Annotated in this window: 21 protein-coding genes; 10 read left to right on the top strand and 11 right to left on the bottom strand. The window is 73.2% G+C overall.

The genetic code is table 11. From position 1 onward, the window contains the following. The first annotated feature begins 163 nt into the window (after positions 1-163). The gene (locus ASD19_RS02960; RefSeq protein ID WP_055988672.1) at positions 164-1201 is read left to right on the top strand and encodes a zinc-dependent alcohol dehydrogenase family protein; all 1038 of its coding nucleotides are present in this window, start codon (positions 164-166) and stop codon (positions 1199-1201) included. Between the two features lie 143 nt (positions 1202-1344). Here the strand turns inward: ASD19_RS02960 and ASD19_RS02955 are convergent, their stop codons facing one another. Both ASD19_RS02955 and ASD19_RS02950 read right to left on the bottom strand, forming a co-directional pair. Further along, a complete protein-coding gene (locus ASD19_RS02955; RefSeq protein WP_200941044.1) occupies positions 1345-2736 on the bottom strand; it encodes a hypothetical protein in 1392 nt (463 codons plus the stop codon). A 92-nt stretch (positions 2737-2828) separates the two neighbouring features. Then, positions 2829-3941, bottom strand: a complete 1113-nt coding sequence (locus ASD19_RS02950; protein WP_055988670.1) for an alcohol dehydrogenase catalytic domain-containing protein — start codon at positions 3939-3941, stop codon at positions 2829-2831. A gap of 161 nt (positions 3942-4102) precedes the next feature. Between ASD19_RS02950 and ASD19_RS02945 the strand changes: the two genes are divergently transcribed. Together ASD19_RS02945 and ASD19_RS02940 are read left to right on the top strand one after the other, a co-directional pair. Continuing rightward, positions 4103-5770: a helix-turn-helix domain-containing protein gene (locus ASD19_RS02945; RefSeq protein WP_162246643.1), complete on the top strand. Its 1668-nt coding sequence runs from the start codon at positions 4103-4105 to the stop codon at positions 5768-5770. A 120-nt stretch (positions 5771-5890) separates the two neighbouring features. Beyond that, positions 5891-6616 carry a Pr6Pr family membrane protein gene (locus ASD19_RS02940; RefSeq protein WP_082542929.1) on the top strand — a complete coding sequence of 242 codons (726 nt, stop codon included), beginning with the start codon at positions 5891-5893 and terminating at the stop codon, positions 6614-6616. A 21-nt stretch (positions 6617-6637) separates the two neighbouring features. Here the strand turns inward: ASD19_RS02940 and ASD19_RS02935 are convergent, their stop codons facing one another. From ASD19_RS02935 to ASD19_RS02925, 3 genes are all read right to left on the bottom strand, one after another. Next, on the bottom strand, positions 6638-8035 hold the full coding sequence (locus tag ASD19_RS02935; protein ID WP_055988666.1) for a flavin monoamine oxidase family protein: 1398 nt from the start codon (positions 8033-8035) through the stop codon (positions 6638-6640). Between the two features lie 281 nt (positions 8036-8316). Then, positions 8317-9075: a M56 family metallopeptidase gene (locus ASD19_RS02930; RefSeq protein WP_055988664.1), complete on the bottom strand. Its 759-nt coding sequence runs from the start codon at positions 9073-9075 to the stop codon at positions 8317-8319. Positions 9076-9099: 24 nt separating this feature from the next. Beyond that, positions 9100-9462 (bottom strand): BlaI/MecI/CopY family transcriptional regulator, encoded by a 363-nt coding sequence (locus ASD19_RS02925; RefSeq protein ID WP_055988662.1) that lies wholly within the window; start codon positions 9460-9462, stop codon positions 9100-9102. 134 nt (positions 9463-9596) lie between these two features. On the opposite strand from ASD19_RS02925, the gene ASD19_RS02920 reads away from it, so the two are divergent. From ASD19_RS02920 to cydC, 3 genes are read left to right on the top strand one after another with little or no spacing between them, the layout of a single operon-like run. Then, positions 9597-11183, top strand: a complete 1587-nt coding sequence (locus ASD19_RS02920; RefSeq protein WP_055988661.1) for a cytochrome ubiquinol oxidase subunit I — start codon at positions 9597-9599, stop codon at positions 11181-11183. A 17-nt stretch (positions 11184-11200) separates the two neighbouring features. Next, positions 11201-12256 (top strand): cytochrome d ubiquinol oxidase subunit II, encoded by a 1056-nt coding sequence (gene cydB / locus ASD19_RS02915; RefSeq protein ID WP_055988659.1) that lies wholly within the window; start codon positions 11201-11203, stop codon positions 12254-12256. 56 nt (positions 12257-12312) lie between these two features. Further along, the gene (gene cydC / locus ASD19_RS02910) at positions 12313-15642 is read left to right on the top strand and encodes a thiol reductant ABC exporter subunit CydC (protein WP_082542928.1); all 3330 of its coding nucleotides are present in this window, start codon (positions 12313-12315) and stop codon (positions 15640-15642) included. Between the two features lie 254 nt (positions 15643-15896). Here the strand turns inward: cydC and pcaC are convergent, their stop codons facing one another. The 6 genes from pcaC to ASD19_RS02880 all read right to left on the bottom strand — a co-directional run bounded on the left by pcaC (position 15897) and on the right by ASD19_RS02880 (position 20863). Then, positions 15897-16298, bottom strand: coding sequence for a 4-carboxymuconolactone decarboxylase (pcaC, locus tag ASD19_RS02905; protein WP_055988657.1), 402 nt, complete (start codon positions 16296-16298; stop codon positions 15897-15899). Beyond that, complete coding sequence (locus ASD19_RS02900; protein WP_055988654.1) at positions 16295-17068, bottom strand: alpha/beta fold hydrolase; 774 nt, start codon at positions 17066-17068, stop codon at positions 16295-16297. The genes pcaC and ASD19_RS02900 overlap by 4 nt, the downstream gene beginning before the upstream one ends. Continuing rightward, complete coding sequence (locus tag ASD19_RS02895; RefSeq protein ID WP_235562952.1) at positions 17065-18588, bottom strand: lyase family protein; 1524 nt, start codon at positions 18586-18588, stop codon at positions 17065-17067. The genes ASD19_RS02900 and ASD19_RS02895 overlap by 4 nt, the downstream gene beginning before the upstream one ends. Positions 18589-18595: 7 nt before the next feature. Further along, a complete protein-coding gene (gene pcaG, locus ASD19_RS02890; RefSeq protein ID WP_055988651.1) occupies positions 18596-19156 on the bottom strand; it encodes a protocatechuate 3,4-dioxygenase subunit alpha in 561 nt (186 codons plus the stop codon). Further along, complete coding sequence (gene pcaH, locus ASD19_RS02885) at positions 19156-19977, bottom strand: protocatechuate 3,4-dioxygenase subunit beta (protein WP_055988649.1); 822 nt, start codon at positions 19975-19977, stop codon at positions 19156-19158. Before pcaH ends, pcaG begins: the two co-directional genes overlap by 1 nt. Positions 19978-20068: 91 nt before the next feature. Further along, positions 20069-20863: an IclR family transcriptional regulator gene (locus tag ASD19_RS02880; protein WP_055988646.1), complete on the bottom strand. Its 795-nt coding sequence runs from the start codon at positions 20861-20863 to the stop codon at positions 20069-20071. Between the two features lie 154 nt (positions 20864-21017). Between ASD19_RS02880 and purU (ASD19_RS02875) the strand changes: the two genes are divergently transcribed. From purU (ASD19_RS02875) to purU (ASD19_RS02860), 4 genes are all read left to right on the top strand, one after another. Continuing rightward, positions 21018-21887, top strand: a complete 870-nt coding sequence (gene purU, locus ASD19_RS02875) for a formyltetrahydrofolate deformylase (RefSeq protein ID WP_055988645.1) — start codon at positions 21018-21020, stop codon at positions 21885-21887. 231 nt (positions 21888-22118) lie between these two features. Then, entirely contained in the window at positions 22119-23324 is a 1206-nt protein-coding gene (locus ASD19_RS02870) for an MFS transporter (RefSeq protein ID WP_235562951.1), read from the top strand. Between the two features lie 164 nt (positions 23325-23488). Beyond that, the gene (locus tag ASD19_RS02865) at positions 23489-24298 is read left to right on the top strand and encodes a methylenetetrahydrofolate reductase (protein WP_235562953.1); all 810 of its coding nucleotides are present in this window, start codon (positions 23489-23491) and stop codon (positions 24296-24298) included. Further along, positions 24295-25170, top strand: a complete 876-nt coding sequence (purU, locus tag ASD19_RS02860) for a formyltetrahydrofolate deformylase (RefSeq protein ID WP_055988641.1) — start codon at positions 24295-24297, stop codon at positions 25168-25170. Before ASD19_RS02865 ends, purU (ASD19_RS02860) begins: the two co-directional genes overlap by 4 nt. Positions 25171-25209 lie beyond the last annotated feature (39 nt).

Here is a 25209-nt window from a genome sequence, read left to right as displayed (position 1 = left end):
CCAGCAGCTCGACGCGGCCGGCCGAGACGACCGGGCCCTCGTCCGCGGCAACGTTCGGATCTCCGATCCCCTGGCCCCGTTCAGAGAGATCCCGGCGTCCCCTGCCGGACAATGGACGGATGAGCGGCACGCGACCCGAGCGCATCGCCGGGAGGGGCCTTCCATGCGAGCTGTGATCTTCGACGAGATCCGAGCCGCGCCCGAGGTGCGCGAGGTCCCGGTCCCCGTCGCCCCCGCCGGAGGCGTCGTCGTGCGCGTGCACGCGACCGGCCTGTGCCGCAGCGACTGGCACGCGTGGGCGGGCCACGACGAGATCGCACTGCCGCACGTGCCCGGCCACGAGCTCGCCGGCGTCGTCTCGGCCGTCGGCGAGGGCGTCGCGAGGTGGCGCGTCGGCGACCGCGTGACCGTGCCGTTCGTGTGCGGCTGCGGCGTGTGCGAGTGGTGCCTGCAGGGCGATGCGCAGGTGTGCCCCGACCAGCGGCAGCCCGGATTCACGCACTGGGGATCCTTCGGCGAGCACGTCGCGCTGCACGCCGCCGACACCAATCTCGTCGCGATCCCCGACGGCATCTCCTTCGAGGCCGCCGCGAGCCTCGGCTGCCGCTTCGCCACCGCGTACCGTGGCCTCGCCGCGCGCGCGAAGGTGCAGGCCGGCGAGTGGGTCACGGTCGTCGGCGCGGGAGGGGTGGGGCTCAGCGCCGTCATGATCGCGCACGCGCTGGGCGCGCGCGTGATCGCGGTCGACCGCAACCCCGCCGCGCTCGAGCTCGCGCAGCGGCTCGGCGCCGACCACGGCGTCCTCTCGGACGGCGCCGCCGTCCCGGCGCGGGTGCACGAGATCACGGGCGGCGGCAGCCACGTGGCCGTCGACGCCGTCGGCCTCGAGTCGACCGCCGCGGACGCGATCCGCAGCCTGCGCCGTCGGGGCCGCCACGTGCAGATCGGCCTGCTTCCCGCGAGCGAGGGCCACCCGCGCCTCCCCATGGACCGCGTGATCGGCTGGGAGCTCGACCTGCTCGGCAGCCACGGCATGGCGGCGGCCGACTACCCCGGCATGCTCGCGCTCATCGAGGCGGGCACGCTCGAGCCGCAGAAGCTCATCGAACGCGTGGTCGGCCTCGAGGAGGCCGCCGCCCTGCTCCCCGTCATGGACCGGTCGCGCAGCGCCGGCATGACGATGATCGACCCGATGCGCTGAGAGGGAGGCCGCCGAGCACGGAGCCGGATTATCCCCTCCGACACAACGCAGGACTTCCGGATCCCGACCGGCGTGTCCACCCGCGGGACAGCCGGAACACCCCCGGGACGCCGCAGCGGTCCTGCGTCGTGTCGGACGACGGCTCAGCGAGCAGGGTGCTCCAGCTCGTCGATGGCCTCGTCCTCGGCCTGGTGGGCCTCGGGCGCGAAGGTGCCGTCGTCCTCTCCCTTGAAGAAGTCGATCGTGTAGACCAGGGCCACCAGGATCACGCCGGCGGCGAAGCCCCACGCGGCGCCCTTGAGGGCGAGGATCGCGGCGATCACGCCGGCGACGCCGAGCTCGGTCTTGCTGCGGGCCTCGAGGATGCCGACCTTGATCGACACGAAGCCCTGCACGAGCAGCGTCAGCGCGAGGGCGACACCCAGGATCGGCTCGACGAGCGAGACGATCGGCAGCAGGAACAGGCCCGTGTTGGTGCCCCAGCGGAAGGATCCGGCACCGCTGAAGATCGACTGCATCGCCTTCGGGCCCTTCTTGTACCGCTCGCTCGTGACGACGTGCATGGCCGCCCACAGCGGGCCGCACATGGTGGTGTCGGGGCCGAAGACGCTCATCACGGCGTTGCGTCCGCCGAAGATGAGGTGGGCGCGGTTCGGGTTGTAGACCACGTTCTCGTCGGTGCGGACGACCGCCGCCTCGTGCAGCACGGCCTTCGACTGCAGCACGTCGCCGAAGACGACGATGTACGCCGCGAGCACGGTCGGGATCGCCGTGACGAACATCATGGCGGGCGGCAGGCCCACGCCGAACACGGTGTACTGCGAGAACATCGTCACGAAGTCGGGCGTCGAGAGGCCCCACTCGATCGTCGGCCAGGGCGCCTCGCCGAACAGCGGCGCGACGACCACGGCGAGCAGGATGCAGGGCAGGATGCCCAGGTTCCCGATGAAGCCGAGGAAGCGGTTGCGGTGCGTGGCCCGCTGGAAGACCTTCGAGTAGAGCAGGAAGAACGCCAGGCCCACGCAGATCGTGATCGTCCACGGGAAGGCGTCGAAGCGCCCGCCCGCGGCGAAGACGCCCTGGATCGCCGCGAAGCCGGCGCCCACGACGATGCCGGCGCGCAGCGCGTTGGGGATGATCCTGACCACCTTGGCGGCGAGCCCGGTCGCGCCGAGCACGATCGAGAACACTCCCAGCAGCAGCTGGAACGCGATGAGAGCGTGCACCCTCTGGTCCTCCGGGAACTCCTGCACGTAGAGCATCAGCAGCGGGATCGCCGGGGTGATCCAGCCCGGGATCACCGGGTCGCCGAGCAGATGGTGCAGGAGGTAGAGCAGGCCGTTCAGCACGACGATCGCCAGGGCCGCCTCGAAGGGCATGCCCAGGAGCTCGGTCATGAGCGGGATCGCCGACAGGTCGACGGCGCACATGACGAGGCCCTGCGTGTAGTCCTGCCACTCCAGGCGGTAGTGCAGGAACGGCAGGCGGATGTCGAAGGGACCCGCCTTCCAGGGCTTGGCGTAGGAGCGAGACATTCGTTGTCCTCGGTTCGGGGGCGGCTGCGGCGCCGTCCGGATCAGGGTCCCGCCCCGTGCGATGCGCGGGGCGGGTGGGGTTCAGGGGCGGATCACTCGCCGTCGAAGACGATCACCTGGCGCACGGCGCGGCCCTCGGCCAGCTCGTCCATGGCCTGGTTGATATCGTCGAGCGTGATCTTGCGGGTGATCAGCTTCTCGACCGGCAGGCGGCCGGCGCGCCACCACTCGGCGAAGCGCGGGATGTCGCGGGCCGGCACGGCCGATCCGAGGTAGCTGCCGATGATCGTGCGCGCCTCGCCAGTGATGGTCAGCGGCGAGATCGATGCGCGGGCGGACGGATCGGGCAGGCCGACCGTGACGGTGCGTCCGCCGGGCCTGGTGGCCTCGAACGCGGTCTCGAAGGCGCGCGGGTGGCCGGCGCACTCCATGACGTGGTCGGCCTTGATGCCCTGCTCGGCCACCTCGGCCGGCGTGTACGCCGCCGCGGCACCCAGCTGGCGGGCGAGCTCGAGCTTGTCGGCGAGGTTGTCGACCGCGATGACGTCGCCCTTGCCCTCCGCGATGGCGGCGATGAGCGCCGACATGCCGACGCCGCCGAGGCCGACGATCATGATCGTGTCGCCCTCCTCCGGCTGCACGGCGTTGAGGAGCGCGCCGCCGCCGGTGAGGACCGCGCAGCCGAGCACGGCCGCGATCTCGGGCGGGACGTCCGAGTCCACCGGCACGAGCGAGGCGCGGTCGACGACCGCGTGGGTCGCGAAGCCGGAGACGCCGAGGTGGTGGAAGACCTCCTCGCCGTCGCGCGACAGGTGGCGCGTGCCGCGCAGCAGCGTGCCGGCGTTGTTCGACTTCGTGCCGTTGATGCAGGGGAGGCGGCCGCCCGTGGCGCAGCCGGCGCAGTCCTCGCAGCGCGGCAGGAACGCCATGACGACGCGCTGGCCGGGCTCGAGGTCGGAGACCTCGTCGCCCGTGGACACGACGACGCCCGCGGCCTCGTGTCCGAGCAGCATGGGCGTGGGGCGGACGCGGTTGCCGTCGACGACCGAGAGGTCGGAGTGGCACAGGCCCGCGGCCTCGATCTTCACGAGCACCTCGGTGGGGCCCGGGTCGGTCAGCTCGAGCTCGCTGACGTTGATCGGCGTCGACTCGGCGAAGGGGCGCGGGCGCCCGATCTCCTCGAGCACTGCTCCGGTGATCCGCATGGCTTGTCCTCTCTGTGCCCGACATTGGACTCGATGTGAGACGTCTTCGTCGGGTGCCGCGGCACGGGCGCGGCGTGACGAGACTAGTCCGCCCGCTCGGCGGACACTCACGTGCGATCGCACATCGAGTGTGAGTGAATATGTCTATGGAGCACACACGCATGCCCCGTCCGCCGGTCGCCGGCCGTCCACGCGAGGAGCTGCTTCGGGTGCTGCTCGACACCGCGACCGACATCACGGCGCTGCGCGACGTGGAGGCCGTGCTGCAGGCGATCGTGCGCCGCACGCGCGCCCTGCTGGGCACCGACATGGCCTACCTCAGCTTCACGGACCTGGACCGCGGCGAGACCGAGATCCGCCAGTCGGCTGGCGTCGCGACCCTGGCGTACCGCACGCTGCGCCAGCCGCTCGGGACCGGCGTGCTGGGGCAGGTGGGCCGGGGGCTCGCGCCCTACCAGACCTCCGACTACCTCTCGGATCCGACGCTGACGCATGTGCCGGAGATCGACGAGATCGTGCGCGCGGAGGGCGTGCGGGCGATCATGGGCGTCCCACTGACCGTGGGCGGCAGGGTGCTCGGCGCCCTGGTCGTCGCCGAGCGCAGCCCACGGGTCTTCAGCCCGGACGAGATCACGGTCGTCGACTCGCTGGGCCGGCACGCGGCGGTCGCGCTCGACAACTCCATGCGCTTCGAGGCGATGAGCCGGCTCGTCGAGGACCTCGTGACGCAGCAGCGGCGCAGCGCGGAGGAGCTGTCCGTCATCACGCGCGTGCTCGAGCTGGACGAGCGCCTCATGGACGCGGTGATGGGGATGCCCGACGTGCGCCGCGTGCTAGAGATCGGGAGCGGCGTGCTGGCGTGCGAGCTGTGGCTGCAGGATCCGGACGGGGCGCCGATCGCCGCGACCACGGAGGATCCCGCGGATCCGCACGCCGGATCCGTGCCGATCGCGGTCGTCCCGGTCGCCGCCGCGGGCGAGCCGCTCGGCCGCATCGTGGCCGGCCGCGGGCTCGACGCGCCCGAGACCGCCCTGCTCGAGCGGGTGGCGGTGCACGCGGCGCTCGCGCTGCTGTTCGCCCGCGCCGAGGAGGACGCGGATCTGCGGTTGCAGTCCGAGGCGATCGACGACCTGCTCGAGCGCCCGGACGTGTCGCGCGAGCGGCTCGAGCGCCTGCTGCAGCGCTGGGGCCTGCAGCCCGGCGAGCCGCTGCGCACGCTCGTGATCGACGCGCCCGAGGCCGATCGGCGCCGGCGCATGCAGGCCGTGCGCGCGCTCGGACTGCGCTCGGTCATGATGGCGACGCACCACGACCACGTGTGCATGGTCACGCCCGAGGCCCGCTGGGAGGAGCCCCTGCGCGCGCTGTTCGCGTCGCGCGGGTGGACCCTGCGTGTCGGGATCGGTGGGCCGGTCGAGGATCTGCGCAAGCTCGGCGACGCGCATCGCCGCGCGCAGCTCGCGCTCGGTTCGCTCGTCGCGCTCGGACGCGAGGGCGTGCTCGACGGCGCGGAGCTCGGGCTCCTCGGCGCGCTGCTCGACCTGGCGCGCCGCGGCGAGCTGCCGGTGAGTCTCACGGCCGCGATCGACCCGCTGCGCGCGTACGACCGCATGCGCGACACCGACCTCGTCCGCACCGCGTCGGTGTACCTCGAGAGCGACGGCAGCGTCGCGCGGGTCGCGGACGTGCTGCACCTGCACCGCAACACCGTCCGCCAGCGCCTCGAGCGGATCGGCGCGCTGCTCGGCCCCGGCTGGGACGTCTCGCCCCGGCGCCTGGAGACCCACCTCGCCCTCCGCGTGCTGGAGGCGCAGGACCAGGCGTCCTGAGCCGTCCCTTCGGCTTCACGCGATCCCCGGACCGGCAACGTGCTGAACCTGCGTCTCACCGACGCGCGAGCGACCGCCGCGTCGCTCTGACGCCGCACGGCCGCTCGTAGACTCGGGCGGATGGCGCGCGACGGTCGCGTCGGATGGGAGAGCGCCCCAACGGTGACATCGCGCTCCGCACGCAGGTGGCAGCGCCTGGCTGCGCTCGACTGGTGGCATCCGGCCGTCACCGGATGGATGCGGCTGGCCGTGGTCGGCGTCTGCGTCGTGGCGCTCGTGCACCGGCTGCTGTGGGGTCTCAGCTCGAACACCATCGCCGGGTCGAACTTCCTGGCGTATCTGACGATGCAGTCGAACATCCTGTTCGCGTGCGTGTGGGCGATCTCGGGGTTCGACGCGCTGCATCGGATGACCGACCCGCCCTGGCTGACCTCCGCCCGCACCGTGGCGCTGAGCTGGACGACCACGGCGGGCATCGTGTTCGGCTTCCTCGTGTGGCAGGCGGGCGAGCGCGCGATCCGGATCGACGTGCCGTGGTCGGATCAGCTGCTGCACTTCTGGGTGCCCGCGCTCGCGCTGGTCGACTGGGCCTTCGCGGCCGGGCGGCGACCGGCGCCGTGGCGCGTCGTGTCGATCGTGCTGGCCTACCCGGTGGTCTGGGGCGCCTTCACGATGTGGCGCGGCTCGCTGATCGGCTGGTACCCGTACTACTTCCTGGATCTGCGGCAGGTGAGCGGGCCGGCGGAGTTCCTGCTGACCAGCTGCGCGGCGCTCGCGGTGTTCGCGCTGGTGTCGGCCGGGCTGATCTGGCTGAGCCGGAGGCGGATCACCGCGCCCCGGCGCTGACGGCGCGGACGGGGCGCCGCGTCAGTCGGCGTCGCCCGCGGCGACGAACGGCGTGAGCGACGCGAGCGCGCGCTCCACGGCGGCGGCGTCATCGAGCTCGGCGAACGCGCGCGCGGCCTCGCCGCCGATCCGGCCGACCAGCACCGGCTCGCCCGTGAGGGGCTCGAGGTTGATCCAGGTCCGGATGGGCGCGTCGCCGCCGACCACGTGCCACAGCACCGCATCCGTGCGCCAGAACGGCTCGTCGTAGCGCAGCCAGACGGTCTCGAGGTGGCCCATCCCGAGCTCGGCGATCGCGCCGCGGTGCGCGAACGGAAGCGGAGGCTCGAACTCGACGCCCTCGTCCTGCAGCACCCCGAGCGGCACGGTCAGGACGACGCGGTCGACCGACAGCGCCTCCCCCGTGCCGAGGCGCAGGGACACGCCCGTGTCGTCGTACGCGACGCCGACCACGGCCGTGGAGAGGTTGACCCGGAACTCCTCGAGCGGCCGGGCGGTCAGGTCCGACAGGTCGCCGAGCGCGGCCGTGAGGGCGGTGCCGGGCAGGAGCGGCGGATACCAGCTCGACAGCCGATCGGGGTCGGCGCCGGCGAGCGCGACGAGCTCGGCCACAGCGGCCGCGAGCGCCGGATCCTCCGGGTCGGCGCCCGACTCGGCGAGCGCCTCTGCGAGCGGGACGTCTGCGGGCCGCGCGGCGGCCCACTCGATGGCCGCGGCGATCCGCTCGGCGCCGGGGACGTCGACCTCGCCCTCGCTCGAGAGCGCGATGGCGCCCTCGAGCCGCTCGCGCTCGATCCCGAACGCATCGAGCCGGGCCTCGATCTCGGCGTCCTCTTCGGTGAGCAGCCAGGCGCCGAGCTGGGGGGCGACCGGCCACTCATCGTCCGCGACGGCGTGCACGCGCCCGCCGATCCGGTCCCTGGCCTCGATCACGGTCACGTCGAATCCGGCTTCGGCGAGGCGCCGCGCGGCGGTCGCGCCGGCGAGGCCCGCCCCGACGACGGCGATCCGCTCGTCCGGACCGGCCGCCGCGTCGACGACCTCGCGCGCCGCGCGCTGACCGGACCGCAGGGCGCCGGCCAGCGTCCCGGGCCGGTCGGGGTCGGTCGCCTCGCCCGCCAGGAACACCCGTCCGCCGATCGGCTGCGCGAGCGCCTCGCGCTGTGCGGGGGCGGCGCCCGGCGGGGTGAAGCTCGCGGCGCCGCGCGAGAAGGGATCGGTCGCCCACGCGCTGCGCCGGAACGCCGCGGGCCGGGGCGCACCCGGAACAGGGCTCGCGGTCGGCGAGGCGGGCGTCGACGTGGGGGTCGGTCCCGCCGTGGTCGGCCGCGGCTGCGGGTCGCCCGTGCACGAGGCGAGCAGCACGGCGACGGCGCCGGCTCCGGCGCCGACGAGCAGGGTGCGTCGCGAGATGCCCATCGTGTCGCCACCCTATCCCGACGGGTCGCCCGGCAGGCTTCGACCCGTTTCGACTCCGGCTCCTCCGTCGCCTCCGCTCAACGACCGAGAGGAAGCCGCCAGCTCTACCGTCGTGCGAGCGAAGCGACCGAGAGCAACGCCCAGCTCTACCGTCGTGCGAGCGAAGCGAGCGTTGAGCGAAGCGAACACCGCAGCGCGAAGCGCTGCCGAACGGCGCGAAGCGACGTTCCTCGCTCGCGAGTGTCCGGCGCGGAGCGTCGGCGCGAGCGTGCGAGACGCTCCTAGAAAGACAGCCGCAGGAAGCGGTCACGGTGGCGGTCGCGGCGCGACGAGGCGTGCTCGGCCGGGCCCGCGGGGCCGGCGACGCGCAGGATGGCGCGCGCGAGCACCTCGTCGCGCGTCGTGCGGCGCGCGCTGTCGTCGGCGCGCATCTCGACGAGCGCGGCGACCTCGCTCTCGGCGCGCGCCGCGATGGGGAACCACGGCAGCGCGTCGCGCCAGGCCTTGAAGGCGACCAGCAGCACCTCGTGACGCTGCTCCACGTGCGCGCGCTCGTGCGCGATCACGGCCGCGAGCTCATCCTGATCGAGGCCGTCGAGCAGCCCCTGCGACAGGACGGTCACCGACCCGATGCCGCGCGGCAGGCAGTAGGCGACCGGGGCGGCGTCGTCGAGCACGCGCGTGCGGGCATGGGTCGGATGGGGCGCGGACAGCAGCTGCAGGAGCGCCAGGTGGCGGCGGCGCTGCCGCTCGAACTGCACGATCGTGATGCCGAGGTGCACCAGGAGGTACGCGGCGAGCGCGGCCGCGGGAAGTGCGGCGAGCAGAGGCCACTGCGGCAGCAGGGCGAGGCCGACGAGCCACAGCGCGCCGATCATCGAGAAGCCGCCCGCGACGGCGATCAGCTGCCACAGCAGCAGGGCCCATCCGGGCGCGCGCGCCGGCCAGGCGGCGCGCGACAGCAGGATCGGCACCGGCCACGCGAGCAGCACGGCGACGAGGATCAGCGCCGCGGCCGCGGCGAGCTCGGCCAGCGTCATCGGACCCGAGCGGGGCGCATGGCGTCAGGCGGCGCCGGCGAGGAGACGGCGCAGCACCTCGGCGTCCTCGGCGGACACGCCGCCCACGAACCGGGCGAGCACGGCGCTGCGGTCGCCCGCGTCGCCGAGCACCTCGTGCATGAGCTCCGCGACGTGGTCGACGCGGCTCGCGGTCGCCCGATAGCGGTGCGGCCGGGCCGAGCGGTCGGACGCGACGAAGCCCTTCTTCTCGAGGCGCGACAGCACGGTCAGCAGGGTCGTCGCCGCGAGCTGGCGGCCCTGCTCGCGCTCCAGGTGCTCCTGCACGTCGTATGCGGTGAGCGCGACCTCGTCGGCATCCCACAGCACGTCCATCACGGAGCGCTCCAGTTCACCCAGACTGCCCATCCTGCACCTCCTCCGCGCGCATCCCTCTGCCTCCAGGGTACGCGAGTTCGCAGGCGCGTAGAACTACTTCGACGTCGAGGAGAAATAATTCGATCCCCTGTAGAACTACTTCTACGACTCGTAGAATCCCTCACGTGGACCCCCTCGACATCGCCCGCTGGCAGTTCGGCATCACGACCGTCTACCACTTCCTCATGGTGCCGCTCACGCTCGGCCTGGGCCCGGCGGTCGCGATCCTGCAGACCGCGTGGGTGCGCACGGGCGACGAGCGCTGGCTGCGCATGACGAAGTTCTGGGGAAAGCTCTACCTGATCAACTTCATCGTCGGCGTCGCGACCGGCCTGGTGCAGGAGTTCCAGTTCGGCATGGCCTGGAGCGAGTACTCCCGCTTCGTCGGCGACGTGTTCGGCGCCCCGCTCGCGCTCGAGGGCCTGCTCGCCTTCTTCGTCGAGTCGACCTTCCTCGGCGTCTGGATCTTCGGCTGGGGCCGCCTGCGCAAGGGCGTGCACCTGGCGGCGCTGTGGCTGGCGGCCATGGCGAGCTGGGTCTCGGCGTACTTCATCATCGTCGCCAACTCCTGGATGCAGCACCCGGTGGGCGTCGAGCTCGGACCGGACGGGCGGCCCGTCATGACGGACATCTGGGCGGTGCTCACCAACAACACGGCGATCGCCGCGTTCTCGCACGCGATCGCGGGCGCCGTCATGGTCGCGGGCATGTTCCTGCTCGGCATCAGCTGGCACCACCTGTGGCGCCGGCGCGCCGACGGCATCGACACGGTGGACGCCTCCGGGCGCGTGGTCGTCGGCTCCCACCCGGATGTCGCCGGCCGCGACGAGAAGGACCACGGCGTGTGGCTCCGCTCGCTGCGCATCGGCGCGGTCGCCGCGGTCGTGGGCTTCCTCGCCGTCGCGGGGACCGGCGACATCCAGGGCAAGCTCATGTACGAGCAGCAGCCCATGAAGATGGCCGCCGCGGAGGCCGCCTGCCACACGGGGTCGTCGTTCTCGGTGTTGTCGATCGGCGACCCCGGGGCGACCGACTGCGACTCGGTGGTCACGCTGGTCGAGGTGCCGGGCGTGCTCGGCTGGCTCGCCAAGGGCGACTTCGGCGCCGAGATGCCCGGCATCCACGACCTCGAGCCGCAGTATGTCGACGCGTACGGCGCCACGCTGCCCGACGACGCCCTCTACGGCGAGCGCGCGGGCGCCGAGATCACGTACGTGCCCGTGATGTGGATCACCTACTGGGGCTTCCGCCTCATGATCGGCCTGGGCGCGATCCCGGCCGGAGCGGCGGTCGTGGCGCTCTGGCTCACGCGCAAGGGCACCGTGCCGCGGTCGATCTGGATCATGCGCCTCGCCGTGCTCGGCATCACGGCCCCGTTCGCCGCGAACATCGCGGGCTGGATCTTCACCGAGATGGGACGGCAGCCGTTCGTCGTGGCGCCGAACCCCGACCCGAGCGGCATCGACGGCGTGTTCATGTTCACGGCCGCCGCGGTCTCGCCGGGGGCCACGGTCGGCGAGCTGCTGTTCTCGGTCATCTCGCTCACCGCGATCTACGCCGTGCTGCTCGTGATCGAGGTGTTCCTGCTCGTGAAGTACGTGCGCGGCGGCACCGTGAGCGCGATGCCCGAGCTGGCGCACCGGCACGACGCGGACGCCCCCGGCGACGACGACCCGGACAAGCGCGACGACGTGCTCGCGTTCGCCTACTGAGACCGAAGGACAGCGCCATGGAGACCCTCCCCATCGTCTGGTTCGTCGCGATCGCCGTGCTCTGGATCGGCTTCCTGCTGCTCGAGGGCTTCGACCTCGGGGTCGGCATGCACATGCTCCTCAGCGCCCGGGGCGACCGCGCCGCGAAGGAGAACGACCGCCGCGTGATGCTCAACACGATCGGCCCGGTCTGGGACGGCAACGAGGTGTGGCTGATCACGGCCGGCGCCGCCCTCTTCGCGGCGTTCCCGATGTGGTACGCCTCGCTGTTCTCGGCGCTCTACGTGCCGCTCACGATCACGCTGCTGGCGCTCATCGCGCGTGCCGTGAGCATCGAGTACCGCGGCAAGATGGCGGATCCGCGCTGGGCGGCGTTCTGGACGTGGGCCCTGGGCGTCGGATCGCTCGTGGTCGCGTTCTGCATCGGCGCCGCGCTCGCGATCACGTCGACGGGCCTGCCGATCGACGCCAACGGCGACCGGGTCGGGCACCCGTTCGTGTGGCTGACGCCCCCGGCGGTCATCGGCGGGCTCGCGGTCGTCGGGTTCGCGCTCGTGCACGGCGCGACGTTCCTGGCGCTGAAGAGCGACGGGCCGGTGCGCGAGCGCGCCGGCCGATTCGCCGCGACATGGGCCCCGCTGTGCCTGGCCCCCGCCGCCGTGTGGGCCCTGTGGGTGCAGTTCGCGCAGGGCGGGACGGCGCTGTCGTGGTCGCTCGTCGCGCTGGCCGTCGCGGGCGCGGCGATCGGCTGGATCAGCGCCCGGGGGCGGCGCGAGCGCCTCGCGTTCGTCGGCTTCGCGACCTTCCTGGTCGGCGGCGCGGGCGCGATCTTCGCGGCCATGTTCCCGAACGTCCTGCCCTCCACGCTCGACCCCGCGCACAGCCTCACGGTGTGGAACGCCGCGAGCGGCACCTACACGCTCACGGTCATGACGGTCGTCGCGGCCTTCGGACTGCCGCTCGTGATCGCGTACCAGGCGTGGTCCTACTGGATCTTCCGCAGACGCATCACTCCGGGCGCCATCCCCGACGCCCACGGCTTCGTGCCCGCCATCCTCCGGGCGAAGGACTGACGCCGGTGACCGCTTCAGGGGTTTCGACTCGCTTCGCTCGCTCAACCAGCACCACTGTGGTGGTTGAGCGACCGAGCGAAGCGAGGGAGTCGAAACCGACCGAGCCTCCCCGCGACCTCGACCCCTGGCTCCTCGAGGCCGCGCGCCCGAAGGCGCCCGCGCAGCGCCCCGAGCTCGGCCCGGTCGGGCCGGGCGCGATCCTCGCCCTCGGCCTGCTCGCGGCGCTGCGTGCGCTCGGGCTCGTGCTGGTCGCCGGTGCCGTTGCCGCGGGCGTCGCGGGGCTGCAGGCCGGGACGCTCGACGGGCGGTCCATCGTCCTGCTGGGCGCGCTCGGAGCCGTCCTGCGCGCCGGCTCCGGATGGGCGGTCGACGCGGTCGCCCGGCGGCTCGCGATCACGGTGAAGAGCACGCTCCGCTCGCGACTGTGGCGCCGGATCGCCGACGGCGACGCGGGGCGCGACGGCTCGGTAGCCGTGCTGGCCACCGACGGGCTGGAGGACCTGGACGACTATTACGTGCGCAGCCTGCCGGCGATGATCGCGGCGGTCGTCGTGCCGGCCGTGGTGGGGCTGCGCATCCTGGGCGCGGACTGGGTCAGCGCGCTCGTCGTGGTCGTGACCGTGCCCCTCGTCCCGTTCTTCATGGTGCTGATCGGGCGGCACACGCAGGCCCGCACCGACGAGGCGCTCGGCGCGCTCGCGCGGCTGGCCGACCACCTCACCGAGCTCGCGCGCGGCCTGCCGGTGCTGGTCGGCCTGAACCGGGTCGACGAGCAGTCCCGGGCGCTCGACGGCATCCAGCGCGCGTACCGTGCCCGCACCCAGGAGACCCTGCGGTGGGCGTTCCTCTCGTCGCTCGCGCTCGAACTGATCGCGACCATCTCGGTCGCCGTGGTCGCCGTGTTCCTCGGGCTGCGGCTCATGCAGGGCTCCGTCGGGCTCGAGGCCGCCCTGCTCGTGCTGATCCTCGCGCCCGAGTGCTACGCGGTGCTGCGCGACGTGGGCACCGCGTTCCACGCGTCGCAGGACGGCCTGTCGGCGCTGCAGCGCGTGCGCGGGATCCTCGCCCGTCCGCGGCGCGCGGACGTCCGCGGTGCCTCCCCCGCGGGACGACTCTCCCTCCGCGACCTCACCGTGCGATACGCGGGCCGGGAGACGCCCACGGTCGACGGCCTCGACGCGGACGTCGCGGGGATCGTGGCGGTCACGGGCCCGAGCGGCGCGGGCAAGTCGACGCTGCTCGCGGCGCTCGCGGGCGTCCTGCCCGCCGACGCCGACGTGTCGGGGACGATCCGCGGCGTCGCCCCGGATGGCGTGGCCTACGCCGCGCAGGCGCCCCGGGCGTTCGCCGCGACCCCGCGCGAGGAGCTCGCGCTTCACGGTGCGGCGGATCCCGCCGCCGCGCTCGCGGAGCTGGGCCTGAAGCACGTCGCGGACGCGCAGGTCGCCGAACTCAGCCCGGGCGAGCTGCGCCGCCTCGCGGTCGCGCGGGCGCTGGCGCGCGTCGACCAGGGCGCGCCGCTGCTCGTGCTCGACGAGCCGACCGCGCACCTGGACCGCACGTCGGCCGATCGCGTCCGCGCTGCGATCCTCGCGCGCGCCGAGCGCGCCACGGTCGTGCTCGCTGCCCACGAGCCCGAGACCCTCGCGCTCGCCGGGACGCGCATCGAGGTCGGCGGCGCCGGGGGTTCGTCCGGCCCCGCGCCCCGGTCGTCGAGCGGAGCGAGCGCCAGCGAGCGGAGACGAAACGAGCCGAAGCGCCCCACGGCGGTGGCGCCCACGGCGCCTGCCCCCGCCTCCCCCGCCCGCCCCTGGGTCGCCGGGATCGCGCTCGCATTCGCCGCGGTCGCGCTCGGCCTGGCGCTGAGCGCCGTATCGGGATGGCTGATCGTGCGGGCGAGCGTCGAGGAGCACATCATGTACCTCCTCGTGGCGATCGTCGGGGTGCGCTTCTTCGGCATCGGCCGGTCGGTCGCGCGCTACGCGGAGCGGCTCGCGACGCATGAGGCGGCGTTCCGCGTGGTCGATGCGCTGCGCCTGCGGCTCTGGCGGGCGATCGCGGCACGGGGCGCGGGATCCCGCCGCCTGCTGGAGGGCGGCTCCCCCGTCGACTACCTCGTGACGCTCTCGGGCGAGCTGCGCGACCTGCTGCCCCGCGTCATCCCTCCGCTGGCTTCGGGCGTGCTCACGGTGGCCGGCATCGGCGTCACGGCCGCGCTCGTGCTCCCCGAGGTGGCGGGACGGGTGCTGCTCGTCGTCGTCTCCGCGGTCGCGATCGGCTCCCTGCTGGCGATCACCACGTCGCGCGCGGCACAGCGGGCACGCATCCGGGAACGGTCCGCGCTCGTGCGCGGGACGGCCTCGCTCGCCGCGGCCGCGGACGACCTGCGCGCGAACGCGGCCGCCGACGCGGCGCTGAGCGTGCTGGCCGAGGCCGACGCGCGCCTGGCGGACGCCGAGCGCCGCGTGGCCTGGGCATCCGGCGCTGGCACCGCGGCGGTGGTGCTGGCGTGCTCGGCGCTCGCGTTCCTCGTCCCGGTCTGGGCGCCGGGGGCTCCGGCCGAGCTCGCGTGCGTGATCGCGCTGCTGTCGCTCGCGGCGGCCGAGCCGCTGACCGACCTCGTCGCGGCCGCCCACCGGCTGCCCGCCCTCACCGAAGTGCGCCACCGCCTCGCGCCCGTGCTCGCAGAGCCCGCGCCGGTCTCGACCGGCACCGCGACTCCGGCCTCGCCGGTGTGGGAGCTCCGGCTGGACGGCGTCGCCGCCCGCTACCCGGGCGCCGCCGCGCCGGTCTTCGCGCCAATCGACGGCGCGGTGCGCACGGGCCAGTGGCTCGCGGTCGGCGGCCCGAGCGGCTCCGGCAAGTCCACCCTGCTGTCGGTCGTGATGGGCGCGCTGCCCGCTGCGGCGGGCGCCGTGCGGATCGACGGCGTGCCGCTCACGGAGCTCGACCTGGCGGCCTGGCGCGAGCGGGTGGCGTGGTGCCCGCAGGACGCGTACGTGTTCGACTCGACGCTGCGCGCCAACCTCCTCCTCGCGCGCGGCCGGGACGACGCTCCCACGGACGGCGAGATGCGCGCCGTGCTGGAGCGCTCGGGACTGGGCGCGCTGCTGCGCCGGCTCCCCGAGGGGCTCGACACCCGGGTCGGCCCCTGCGGCGCGGCGCTCTCGGGCGGCGAGCGTCAGCGCCTCGCGATCGCGCGCACCCTGCTGACGCGCGCGGACGTCATCCTGCTGGACGAGCCGACGGCCCACCTCGACGCCCCGACCGCCGCCGCCGTGATGGCGGACGTCCGCCGCGCGACCGAGGACCGCATCGTGCTGCTGGTCTCCCACCGCGCCGCCGACGTCGCGCCCGGCGACGCGGCGATCCCGCTCGGCGCCTGACGCAGGTTCCGTCCGATCGTCAGCAGAATCGACGCTCGTCCGCGCATTCTGCGGCATATCGAAATCTTGACCCGCCGAGGAACCGGACTGCAGGGTCGCATCCACGGCAACGAGCCCTACGGCGTCGACTCGACGCTCGCGGTCCTCACGCCCCGGTCACCGGCTACCAGACCGACACGGGCGTCATCCCCGTCGGGTACTGATCGGACACGCGCGGCGGCCGGGGTGCTCCCTCCGGCCGCCGCGTCGTACCGTCAGGCCTCGGGGCCGAACACCTCGTTCGCGATGCGGAAGGCCGTGTTGGCCGCCGGGACGCCCGAGTAGACGGCGGACTGCAGGATGACCTCGCGGATCTCGTCGACCGTGAGGCCGTTGCGGATGGCCGCGCGCAGGTGCATCGCGAGCTCCTCGTGGTGACCGTGCGCGATCAGGGACGACAGCACGGCGACCGAGCGGGAGCGACGGTCGAGGCCGGGGCGCGACCACACGTCGCCCCATGCGACCCGGGTGATGAAGTCCTGGAAGTCCGCGCTGAGCTCGGTCTGGTTCGCCGTGGCGCGGTCGACGTGCGCGTCCGACAGCACCTCGCGCCGCACGGTCATGCCCTGGTCGTAGCGCTCCCCGTCGCTGAGGCCCTCGCCCATCGGCCGGCTCATGCGTTCCCCCCGAAGAAGTCGTTCAGCACGAGCGCGACCTCGTCGGGGCGCTCGGCCGGCGCCAGGTGCGACGCGTCGTCGATCCGGATCATCCGCCCGTCCTGGACGCCGTCGGCGATCGTGCGCGCGTGCTCCTCCGGCGAGACGCCGTCGTGCTCGCCGTAGACGGCGAGGACCGGAGTCGCGATCTCCCCCAGCCGCGAGGACACGTCGTACTGCGCGATCGCGTCGCAGCACAGCGCGTAGCTGCCGTCGTCCGCGTCGCGCAAGCTGTGGAGCAGGCGTCCCGTGAGCACCGGGCGGCGCTCGATCGAGCCGGGCGCGAACCAGCGCTGCGCCGCGCCGACCACGAGCGATGCGGTGCCCTGCGCGCGCACCTGCGCCGCGCGCTCGGCCCACATCTCGGGCTCCCCGAACTTCGGCGAGGCGCACACGATGGCGGCGGCGCTCACGACGTCCGGATGGCGCACCAGCAGCTCGAGACCGGTCGCGCCGCCGAGCGAGACCCCGGCGTAGAGCGCGGGGGCGCCGAACTCCCGGATGCCGTCGGCCACTGCGTCGGCCAGCTCGCCGACCGTGAACGGCTCGGTCGCCGGCCTCGACGCGCCGTGGCCGGGCAGGTCCCAGCAGGTGACGCGGAAGCGGGCGGTCAGGTGGGGGATCACGTCCTCCCACAGGATGCCCGACGTGCCGAGCGAGGGCCCCAGCACGAGCAGGGGCGCGCCGTCGGGCCCGGCGGGCGCGGTGAAGGTCAGAGCGGGCTGGGTCATCGGTCGTCCTCTCCGGCGCGCGAGGCGTCGCCGAACAGCTCATCGAACGGATCGAATCCGCGCTTCGTGTCGCGCGGCTCGGGCAGGCGCGACCCGTCGTCGAACGGATCGTACGGTCCCGGCACCTCGGCGGCCGGGTCCAGGGGCGGGGCGGCGTGAGGCGCGTCGTGCGCCGCCGCGTGACCCGGCCCGCCGTCGACGAGGCGGCCCGCGAGGCCCGTGTAGCCCGCGGGGTCCAGCAGGTCGTCGAGCCCCTCGGGCACGGTGGCGTCCGCGGCCTCGAGGGCGCCGTGGACGAGCAGTCCGAGGTCGCCGCCGAGCCCGGCGGCGCGCACGATCTCGGCCACCTTCTCGGCGCCGAGGATCGGTCCGAGCACGATCGACAGCCGCTCGGAGACGATCAGGCCGCGCGTGGCGGCGAGGTTGCGCGCGACCGCGGTCGCGTCCGCGCGCAGGCCCTCGGCCAGGTCGGCGGCGTGCGCGGACGCGCCGACCGCGAGGCGCAGCAGCTCGCGCAGCGCGGGCCACTCGGCGTGCCAGGCGCCGTCGGGGCGCTCGTCCACGGCGAGCGCCGCCGCGGTGTGCAGCGTCGCTCCCAGGTGCGGCGCACGCATCCCGGCCGACCGGATCAGGACGGAGCGTGCGGGGTTCTGCTTCTGCGGCATGGCGGAGGATCCGCCGCCCGTGCCCTCGGCGAGCTCGCCGATCTCGGTGCGCGACAGGGTCGCGACGTCCGCCGAGAGCACGCCCAGGGCGTCCAGCGTCTGGACGAGCGCGTCGCCGAGCTCCGTGACGGGCCAGCGGGTCGTGTGCCACGGGGCGTCCGGCGCGGCGAGCCCGGTGGCGTCGGCGTAGGCGGCCGGGAGCCGCGCGGCGCGCTCCGCGCCGAGGATCTGGACGAACGACGCCAGCGTGCCGCCCGCCCCGCCGAGCTGCGCGGGCAGCGCGTCGCGCGCGTCGGCGAGGCGCGCCCGGGCGCGACGCACGCCGCGCTGCCAGGTGGCCGCGCGCAGTCCGACCGTGGTCGGAACGGCGTGCTGCGTGAGCGTGCGCGCGGCGGCGACCTCGTCGCGGTGCTCCCGGGCGAAGCGACCGAGCGCGTCGATCGCGACGTCCAGCCGCCCCAGCACGGTGCCGACGGCATCCTTCGCGACGATCATCAGCGCGGTGTCCAGGATGTCCTGACTCGTCGCGCCGCGATGCACCCACGGGCGCACGGCCGGCCCGGCGACGGCCCTGAGCCGCTTCACGAGCGGGATGACGGGGTTGCCTCCCGCCACCCCGGCGAGCGCGAGCTCCCGGACGTCCATCGGGGCGGCGCCCAGAGCCCGCACCTCGGTCAGCACGGCGCCGCGATCGGGCACGTCGTCCAGCCCGCCGACCGCGCCGTACGCCTCGACCAGCGCCGCCTCGGCTTCCACCAGCGCGGCCAGCACCGCATCGTCCGACACCGGCCCCTCATGGCCGGCGGTCACCGGCGACAGCAGCCCGAGATCGAACCCCGACGCGTCAGAAGGCAATGCACTCCTATCCGAAGGCAATGAAGGCGGTCTCCTTGTCGCCCTGCAGGTGGATGTCGTGGCGAAGGTATCCCTCGGGTGTGCGCTCCGCGATGAGCGACGCGCGCTCGGTCTCGGTCAGCCCCGACAGGAACGGATCCGCGGCCCGCAGCTCCTCGTGCTCCGGCAGGTAGATGCGGGTGTGCAGCTTGTCCGGCAGCCCGCGCGCGTAGACGATCGCGGCGAAGAACGGCGCCTTGCCGTCGACGGGGCCGGGGTCGCGCGTCCAGAAGTGGAAGCGCCCGTCGTCGGTCGTCATGGCGCGCCCGAAGCCCGTGAACGAGTACCCGTCGCGGTGCAGCGTGCCGCGCGCGTTCGGGACCGTGCCGTCGGCATCCGCGCCGAAGATCTCGACCACGGCATCCGGGATCGGCGCGCCCGCGCCGTCGTACACGGCTCCGGACAGGACGATCGCGCCCGGGCTGTGCGGGAACGCGACCTCGTTCATCCGCTCGTACTCGAGCCCGAACTTGAAGAACGGGCCGATCGTCTGGCCCGCGGTCGGCTCCAGCGTCTTGTCGCCGCGCATCAGTGCTCCCCCTCCTCGGGCTCGAACCAGGTCGCATCCGGGCCGTCCACCACGATGTCCCAGCGGTAGCCCATCGAGAACTCGGGCACCGTGAGGTCGTGGTCGTACGTGGCGATCAGGCGGTCGCGGTCCTTCTGGTCGCGGATCGAGTTGTAGATCGGATCGAGCGGGAACAGCGGGTCGCCCGGGAAGTACATCTGTGTGATGATGCGCTGCGTGAAGCCCGAGCCGAACACCGAGAAGTGGATGTGGGCGGGGCGCCACGCGTTGACGTGGTTCTTCCACGGGTAGGCGCCCGGCTTGATCGTCGTGAAGGTGTACTCGCCCGCGTCGTTCGTGATCGTGCGGCCCGCGCCCGTGAAGTTCGGGTCCAGCGGCGCCGGGTGCTGATCGCGCTGGTGGATGTACCGGCCCGCGGCGTTGGCCTGCCAGATCTCGATCAGCTGGTTGCGGATGGGGCGGCCCCAGCCGTCGAGCAGCCGTCCGGTGACGGTCATCCGCTCGCCCAGCGGCTCGCCGCTGTGCTGCAGGGTCAGGTCCGACTCGATCGCCGCGACGTCGCGCTGGCCGAACGCCGGCGAGTGCAGCTCGATCGTCTCCGGGTCGACCAGGCGCGGGTTCTTCGTGGGGTGGCGCAGGATGCTCGAGCGGTACGGGGCGAAGTCGCGGACGGTGCGCGGCAGGTCCTCGCCGCCCGCGACGCGCTGCGCGTACTCGGCGTGCAGCTGCTCGATCTCGGCGGTGATCTGCGACTGGGGCGGGAAGTCGTGCGACCTGAGAAGCGACTCCGGAGCGGCCGCCTGCGGGGCGGTGTCGGTCATGGCGTCTCCTTCGACGTGCGGGAGTCACCAGGCTGACACCGGGCGCGGAGCACGGCGCCCGGTTCTCTCACTCAGTGAGAATTAAAGCCCCTCACGCCGCGCGGAGCGCGCGTCCGAGCTCCGACGCCGTCTGCACGACGAGCGCGCCCAGGCGGCGCACGTCGGCGCCCTCGATGCGCGTCACGACGCCGATCGCGGTGGGCGGCAGCCCCGCCACCGTGCCCACGGGGGCCGCGACCGAGACGTTGCCCAGCGTCATCTCCTCGCGCGTCGTGGCGTAGCCGCGCATCCGCGCGCGGTCGATCTCGGCGCGGACCGCCTCGGGGTCCGTGATCGAGTGGGTGGTCTCGCGATCCAGCGGGCGCGACAGGAAGCGGTCGAGCCACTCCCGGCTCTGCGTGGCCAGCAGCGCCTTGCCGACGCCGGTGGTGTGCAGCGGCTGGCGGCCGCCCATCCGGCTCAGCGTCGGGATCGAAGTGCGGCCGGTGAGGCGCCCGACGTACAGCGCCGTCGCGCGCTCCGGCGACGGGCCGTCCAGCACCGCGAGGTGCACGTTCTCGCCGGTCACCTCGTACAGGCGCGACATGAACGGCAGCGCGGTCTCGCGCAGCCGCAGGGCCAGGGGCGAGAGCTCCCCGAGCTCCCACAGGCGCGCGCCGATCGCGTAGCGGCGACCGGGCGTGCGGGCGAGCAGCCCGAGCTCGAGCATCTGGGCCAGGATCCGGTGCAGCGTGGACGAGGACAGCCCCGTCAGCACGCCCAGCCGGGACGCGGACAACTCCGGCTCATCGGCCGTGAAGCAGCCCAGGATGCGCATGGTCCGCGACAGCATTCCGTCGGCGTCCACGGTGGTCGGGGCGATCTCGCGAATGGTTGCGGTTGACATGGCCCAAACGTAGCCAACCGTCGCGAGCGGACCACAGGGTCTTGACTTTCCGCGGAAGTCACGCAAGAAGGTCCCAGCCTTCGGGAGATTCCCAGGAACGGGGGCGGGGTATCCACGGCACGGATCGGACGCCCCGCGGCGATACCATCGTCGGATGCGGATCGACGGCCTCACCGACCACGCCTGCCTCATCGTCTCGGGTCCCGACCAGAAGGGGATCGTCGCCGCGATGGCGGCGCTCGTCGCCCGCCACGAGGGCAACATCGTCTCGCTCGACCAGCACTCGAGCGACCCCGTCGGCGGCGACTTCTTCCAGCGCGTCGTGTTCCACCGCGAGGGGCTCACGAGCGCGCTTCCGGCCATCGAGGCCGACCTCGCCGAGACCCTCGAGCCCTTCGGCATGACGTGGACCGTGCGCGACATGTCCGTGCCGAAGCGGATGGCGATCCTCGCGTCGACCGAGGACCACTGCCTGCTCGACCTGCTGTGGCGCCACCGCCGCGGCGCGCTGCCCGTCGAGATCCCGATGGTCATCTCGAACCACACGAACGCGGCCGAGGACGTCGCCTCGTTCGGTGTGCCGTTCGTGCACGTGCCCTCGCAGAAGGGACCCGACAAGAGCGCCTCGGAGGCGGCGATCCTCCAGCACCTGGCGGGCAAGGTCGACTTCGTGGTGCTGGCGCGCTACATGCAGATCCTCTCGAGCGACTTCCTCGAGAAGGTCGGCGTGCCGGTCATCAACATCCACCACTCGTTCCTGCCCGCCTTCATCGGCGCGAACCCCTACCAGAAGGCCAAGGACCGCGGCGTCAAGCTCATCGGCGCCACGGCCCACTACGTGACCGAGGACCTGGACGAGGGCCCGATCATCGAGCAGGACGTGGCTCGCGTCACCCACGCCGACTCCACGACCGAGCTCCGCCGCCGCGGCGCCGACGTCGAGCGCGCGGTCCTCTCCCGCGCCGTGCTCTGGCACTCCCAGGACCGCGTCATCCGCTCCGGCAACCACACGATCGTCTTCTAGGAGCGGTCGCTTCCCTCGCACGACGGTCGGTGACCATGGTTGCTGCCGGTCGTTGAGCGGAGCGAAGCGGAGTCGAAACGGGCTGATCCTCCCCGGCCGGCCGGGATGATCCGGCCGCGCTTCGACTCCGGCTCGTTCCTCGCCTCCGCTCAACGACCGGGGGGTTGCTCTCGGTCGCTGAGCGAGCGGAGCGAGCCGAAGCCGATGGGCACCGCGATAGAGTCACGCCTCGTGAGCGTCGACGCGCGGGTTCGAGGGGTCCGGACCGGGTTCCTGCTGCTCACGCTCTGCCTGGTCGCGGTGAACATGCGCTCCACGATCACGGGCATCGGCCCGCTGCTCGAGCAGATGACCGCCGACACCGGCGTGCCGATCGCGCCGCTGAGCGGCCTCACCTCGGTGCCGCTGATCGCGTGGGCGCTGTGCTCGCCGCTGGCCCACTCCGCCTCGCAGCGGTTCGGCATCAACCGCGTCATGACGCTCGCGCTGACGCTGCTCGCGGCGGGCACCGTCATCCGGTCTCTGCCCGGCCCGCTCGCGGGCCTCTGGATCGGCTCGGCCGTGATCGGCGTCGCCCTCGCCGCCGTCAACGTGCTCGTCCCCGCGATCGTGAAGCGCGCCTTCGGCACGCGCGTCCCGGCGGTGACCGGGCTCTACACGGCCCTGCTCGCCGGGTGCGGCGCGCTCGCGTCCGGCGTGGTCGTGCCGATCTCGCACGTCCGCACCGGCGCCGAGCCGTGGGGCTGGCGGGTCGCGCTGATCGCGGTGTGCGCGACGCTGCCCATCGCGCTCGGTCTCTGGCTCGCCCACCACCGCCGCGCCGGGCACGGCGCCGCCGCGGCGCGCCCGCACGACGCCCGTCGAGAGACGGTCTGGCGCGATCGCGTCGCGTGGCAGGTCGGGATGTACTTCGGGGTCCAGGCCTCGCACTTCTACGTGCTGCTGACGTGGCTCGCGCCGTTCGCGCTGTCGATCGGCCGTGGCGAGGCCCAGTCCGGCGTGGACGTCATGGTCTACCAGCTCGCCGGCGTGGTCAGCTCGCTCGCGCTGCCGCTCGCCCTGCGCGGACGCCTCGAGCGGTGGGCGCCGGCGCTGCTTCCCGCCCTGGCGATCGTCGGCGTCGCGGGGTTCCTGCTGGCGCCGGACGGCATCCTCGCGTGGAGCGTGCTCGCCGGCCTCACGAGCGGCGCGTCCCTCGCGATGTCGTTCACGCTCATGGCCTCGCGCTCGCGGGACCACCACACCGCGTCGGCCCTGTCGGGCATGGCGCAGTCGGTCGGCTACGCCTTCGCCGCTCTCCCGCCCATCGCCTTCGGCCTGCTCCACACGGCGACGGGCGGCTGGACCGCTCCGATGCTGTTCCTCGCCGCGATCCTGGCGACCCAGGCGATCCTGGGCATCCTGGTCGGTCGCGACCGCCGCGTCTTCGAGCGCTGACGCGCCGTCGCACTCAGGCGGCGAGACGACCTATGGACATTCCCTATCGCCATAGGTAAAGTCCGTCACGGATGCGCGATGGCGCGCACCGGAGCGGAAGGACCGATCCCGTGGCAGACACCACCTCGCCGCAGGCGAAGCTCGCCGACGACTACTCGCTCGAGATGACGGGCAAGGACGTGCCGGGGCTGCACGAGGCGCAGGATGCGATCCCGCAGGGGACGCGCGTGAACGTCACGTTCCTGGGCAACGAGGACCTCGAGATGCGCGTCGCCGCGGCGCAGGCCGTGAAGGAGGCGGGGTTCGTCCCCGTGCCGCACATCTCGGCGCGACGGCTGGCGTCGCAGGCGCAGCTGGAGGAGTTCCTCGACCGCCTGCAGCAGGTCGGCGCGACCGAGCACGTGTTCGCCGTGGGCGGCGACCCGGCCACGCCCGAGGGACCGTACGACAGCTCCTTCGACGTCATCCGCGCGGGCGTGCTGCAGAAGTACGGCGTGCGCGAGGTCTCGATCGCGGGCTACCCCGAGGGACACCCCGACATCCCGACGGATGTTCTCTGGGAGCACCTCGAGAACAAGGCCGCGTCGCTCGCGGAGCAGGGCCTCGGCGCCGTGATCCTGACGCAGTTCGCGTTCGACACCGACCCCGTGACGACCTGGATCCGGGACGTGCGGGAGCGCGGCATCGACGCCACCATCCGGATCGGCACGCCGGGGCCGGCCGGCATCAAGCGGCTGCTGAACTTCGCGCGGCGCTTCGGGATCGGCGCGAACGCCATGATCGTCAAGAAGTACGGCTTCTCGCTCACCAACCTGATGGGCACCGCGGGCCCCGACAGATTCGTCACCGAGCTGGCCGACCTGCTCGCCGCGGATCCCGCGAGCGGCGACGTGAAGCTGCACATGTACGCGTTCGGCGGGCTGCGCGCCACGGCCGAGTGGGCCCGCGACTACCGGCACAGGGTCTCGGCATGACGCTGCACGACCCGGCCCTGCTCGACCATGCGGTGCTCATCGTGCACGGCCCGGATCAGCCCGGGATCGTGTCGGCGGTCGCGGCGCTGATCACGCGCAACAAGGGCAACATCCTCTCGCTCGACCAGTACTCCTCCGATCCGGAGGGCGGCGACTTCTTCCAGCGCGTGGTGTTCCACCGGCCGGATCTGGCGGTCGCGCAGGCCGAGATCGAGGCGGATCTCGCGCAGACCCTCGAGCCGTTCGGCATGACGTGGTCGCTGCGCGACCAGTCCATCCCGAAGCGGATGGCCATCCTCGCGTCCAAGAGCGACCACTGCCTGCTCGACCTGCTGTGGCGGCATCGCCGCGGCGAGCTGCCCGTGACCATCCCGATGGTCATCTCGAACCACACGAACACGGCCGAGGACGTGCGCTCCTTCGGCGTGCCGTTCTTCCACGTGCCGTCGCAGGAGGGCCCGGACAAGAGCCGGTCGGAGGCCGAGATCCTGAAGCTCCTGGCGGGCAACGTCGACTTCGTGGTGCTCGCGCGCTACATGCAGGTGATCTCGGGCGGCTTCCTCGAGAAGGTCGGCGTGCCGGTCATCAACATCCACCACTCGTTCCTGCCCGCCTTCATCGGCGCCGGCCCGTACCGCAAGGCCAAGGAGCGCGGCGTGAAGCTGATCGGCGCGACCGCCCACTACGTGACCGAGGACCTGGACGAGGGCCCGATCATCGAGCAGGACGTCGTGCGCGTCACCCACTCCGAGACCGTCGCCGAGCTTCAGCGCCGCGGCGCCGACGTCGAGCGCGCCGTGCTGTCGCGCGCGGTCGCCTGGCATGCCGAGGACCGCGTCATCCGGCACGGCAACCACACCATCGTCTTCTAGCACCGTCTTTCCCACACCCACCCCACAGAGAGAGGTTCA

The sequence above is a fragment of the Microbacterium sp. Root53 genome (genome assembly GCF_001426925.1).
GTDB lineage: Bacteria > Actinomycetota > Actinomycetes > Actinomycetales > Microbacteriaceae > Microbacterium.
The sequence above is the reverse complement of the archived record's forward strand: the minus strand, read 5'-3'. Positions and strand labels throughout refer to the sequence as shown.

Bases quoted from the DNA above. Each gene is read 5' to 3' on its own strand.
- ASD19_RS02960 (WP_055988672.1), top strand. From the start codon at position 164: ATGCGAGCTGTGATCTTCGACGAGATCCGAGCCGCGCCCGAGGTGCGC.
- ASD19_RS02955 (WP_200941044.1), bottom strand. From the start codon at position 2,736: ATGTCTCGCTCCTACGCCAAGCCCTGGAAGGCGGGTCCCTTCGACATC.
- ASD19_RS02950 (WP_055988670.1), bottom strand. From the start codon at position 3,941: ATGCGGATCACCGGAGCAGTGCTCGAGGAGATCGGGCGCCCGCGCCCC.
- ASD19_RS02945 (WP_162246643.1), top strand. From the start codon at position 4,103: ATGCCCCGTCCGCCGGTCGCCGGCCGTCCACGCGAGGAGCTGCTTCGG.
- ASD19_RS02940 (WP_082542929.1), top strand. From the start codon at position 5,891: ATGGCGCGCGACGGTCGCGTCGGATGGGAGAGCGCCCCAACGGTGACA.
- ASD19_RS02935 (WP_055988666.1), bottom strand. From the start codon at position 8,035: ATGGGCATCTCGCGACGCACCCTGCTCGTCGGCGCCGGAGCCGGCGCC.
- ASD19_RS02930 (WP_055988664.1), bottom strand. From the start codon at position 9,075: ATGACGCTGGCCGAGCTCGCCGCGGCCGCGGCGCTGATCCTCGTCGCC.
- ASD19_RS02925 (WP_055988662.1), bottom strand. From the start codon at position 9,462: ATGGGCAGTCTGGGTGAACTGGAGCGCTCCGTGATGGACGTGCTGTGG.
- cydB (WP_055988659.1), top strand. From the start codon at position 11,201: ATGGAGACCCTCCCCATCGTCTGGTTCGTCGCGATCGCCGTGCTCTGG.
- pcaC (WP_055988657.1), bottom strand. From the start codon at position 16,298: ATGAGCCGGCCGATGGGCGAGGGCCTCAGCGACGGGGAGCGCTACGAC.
- ASD19_RS02900 (WP_055988654.1), bottom strand. From the start codon at position 17,068: ATGACCCAGCCCGCTCTGACCTTCACCGCGCCCGCCGGGCCCGACGGC.
- pcaG (WP_055988651.1), bottom strand. From the start codon at position 19,156: ATGCGCGGCGACAAGACGCTGGAGCCGACCGCGGGCCAGACGATCGGC.
- pcaH (WP_055988649.1), bottom strand. From the start codon at position 19,977: ATGACCGACACCGCCCCGCAGGCGGCCGCTCCGGAGTCGCTTCTCAGG.
- ASD19_RS02880 (WP_055988646.1), bottom strand. From the start codon at position 20,863: ATGTCAACCGCAACCATTCGCGAGATCGCCCCGACCACCGTGGACGCC.
- purU (WP_055988645.1), top strand. From the start codon at position 21,018: ATGCGGATCGACGGCCTCACCGACCACGCCTGCCTCATCGTCTCGGGT.
- ASD19_RS02865 (WP_235562953.1), top strand. From the start codon at position 23,489: ATGACGGGCAAGGACGTGCCGGGGCTGCACGAGGCGCAGGATGCGATC.
- purU (WP_055988641.1), top strand. From the start codon at position 24,295: ATGACGCTGCACGACCCGGCCCTGCTCGACCATGCGGTGCTCATCGTG.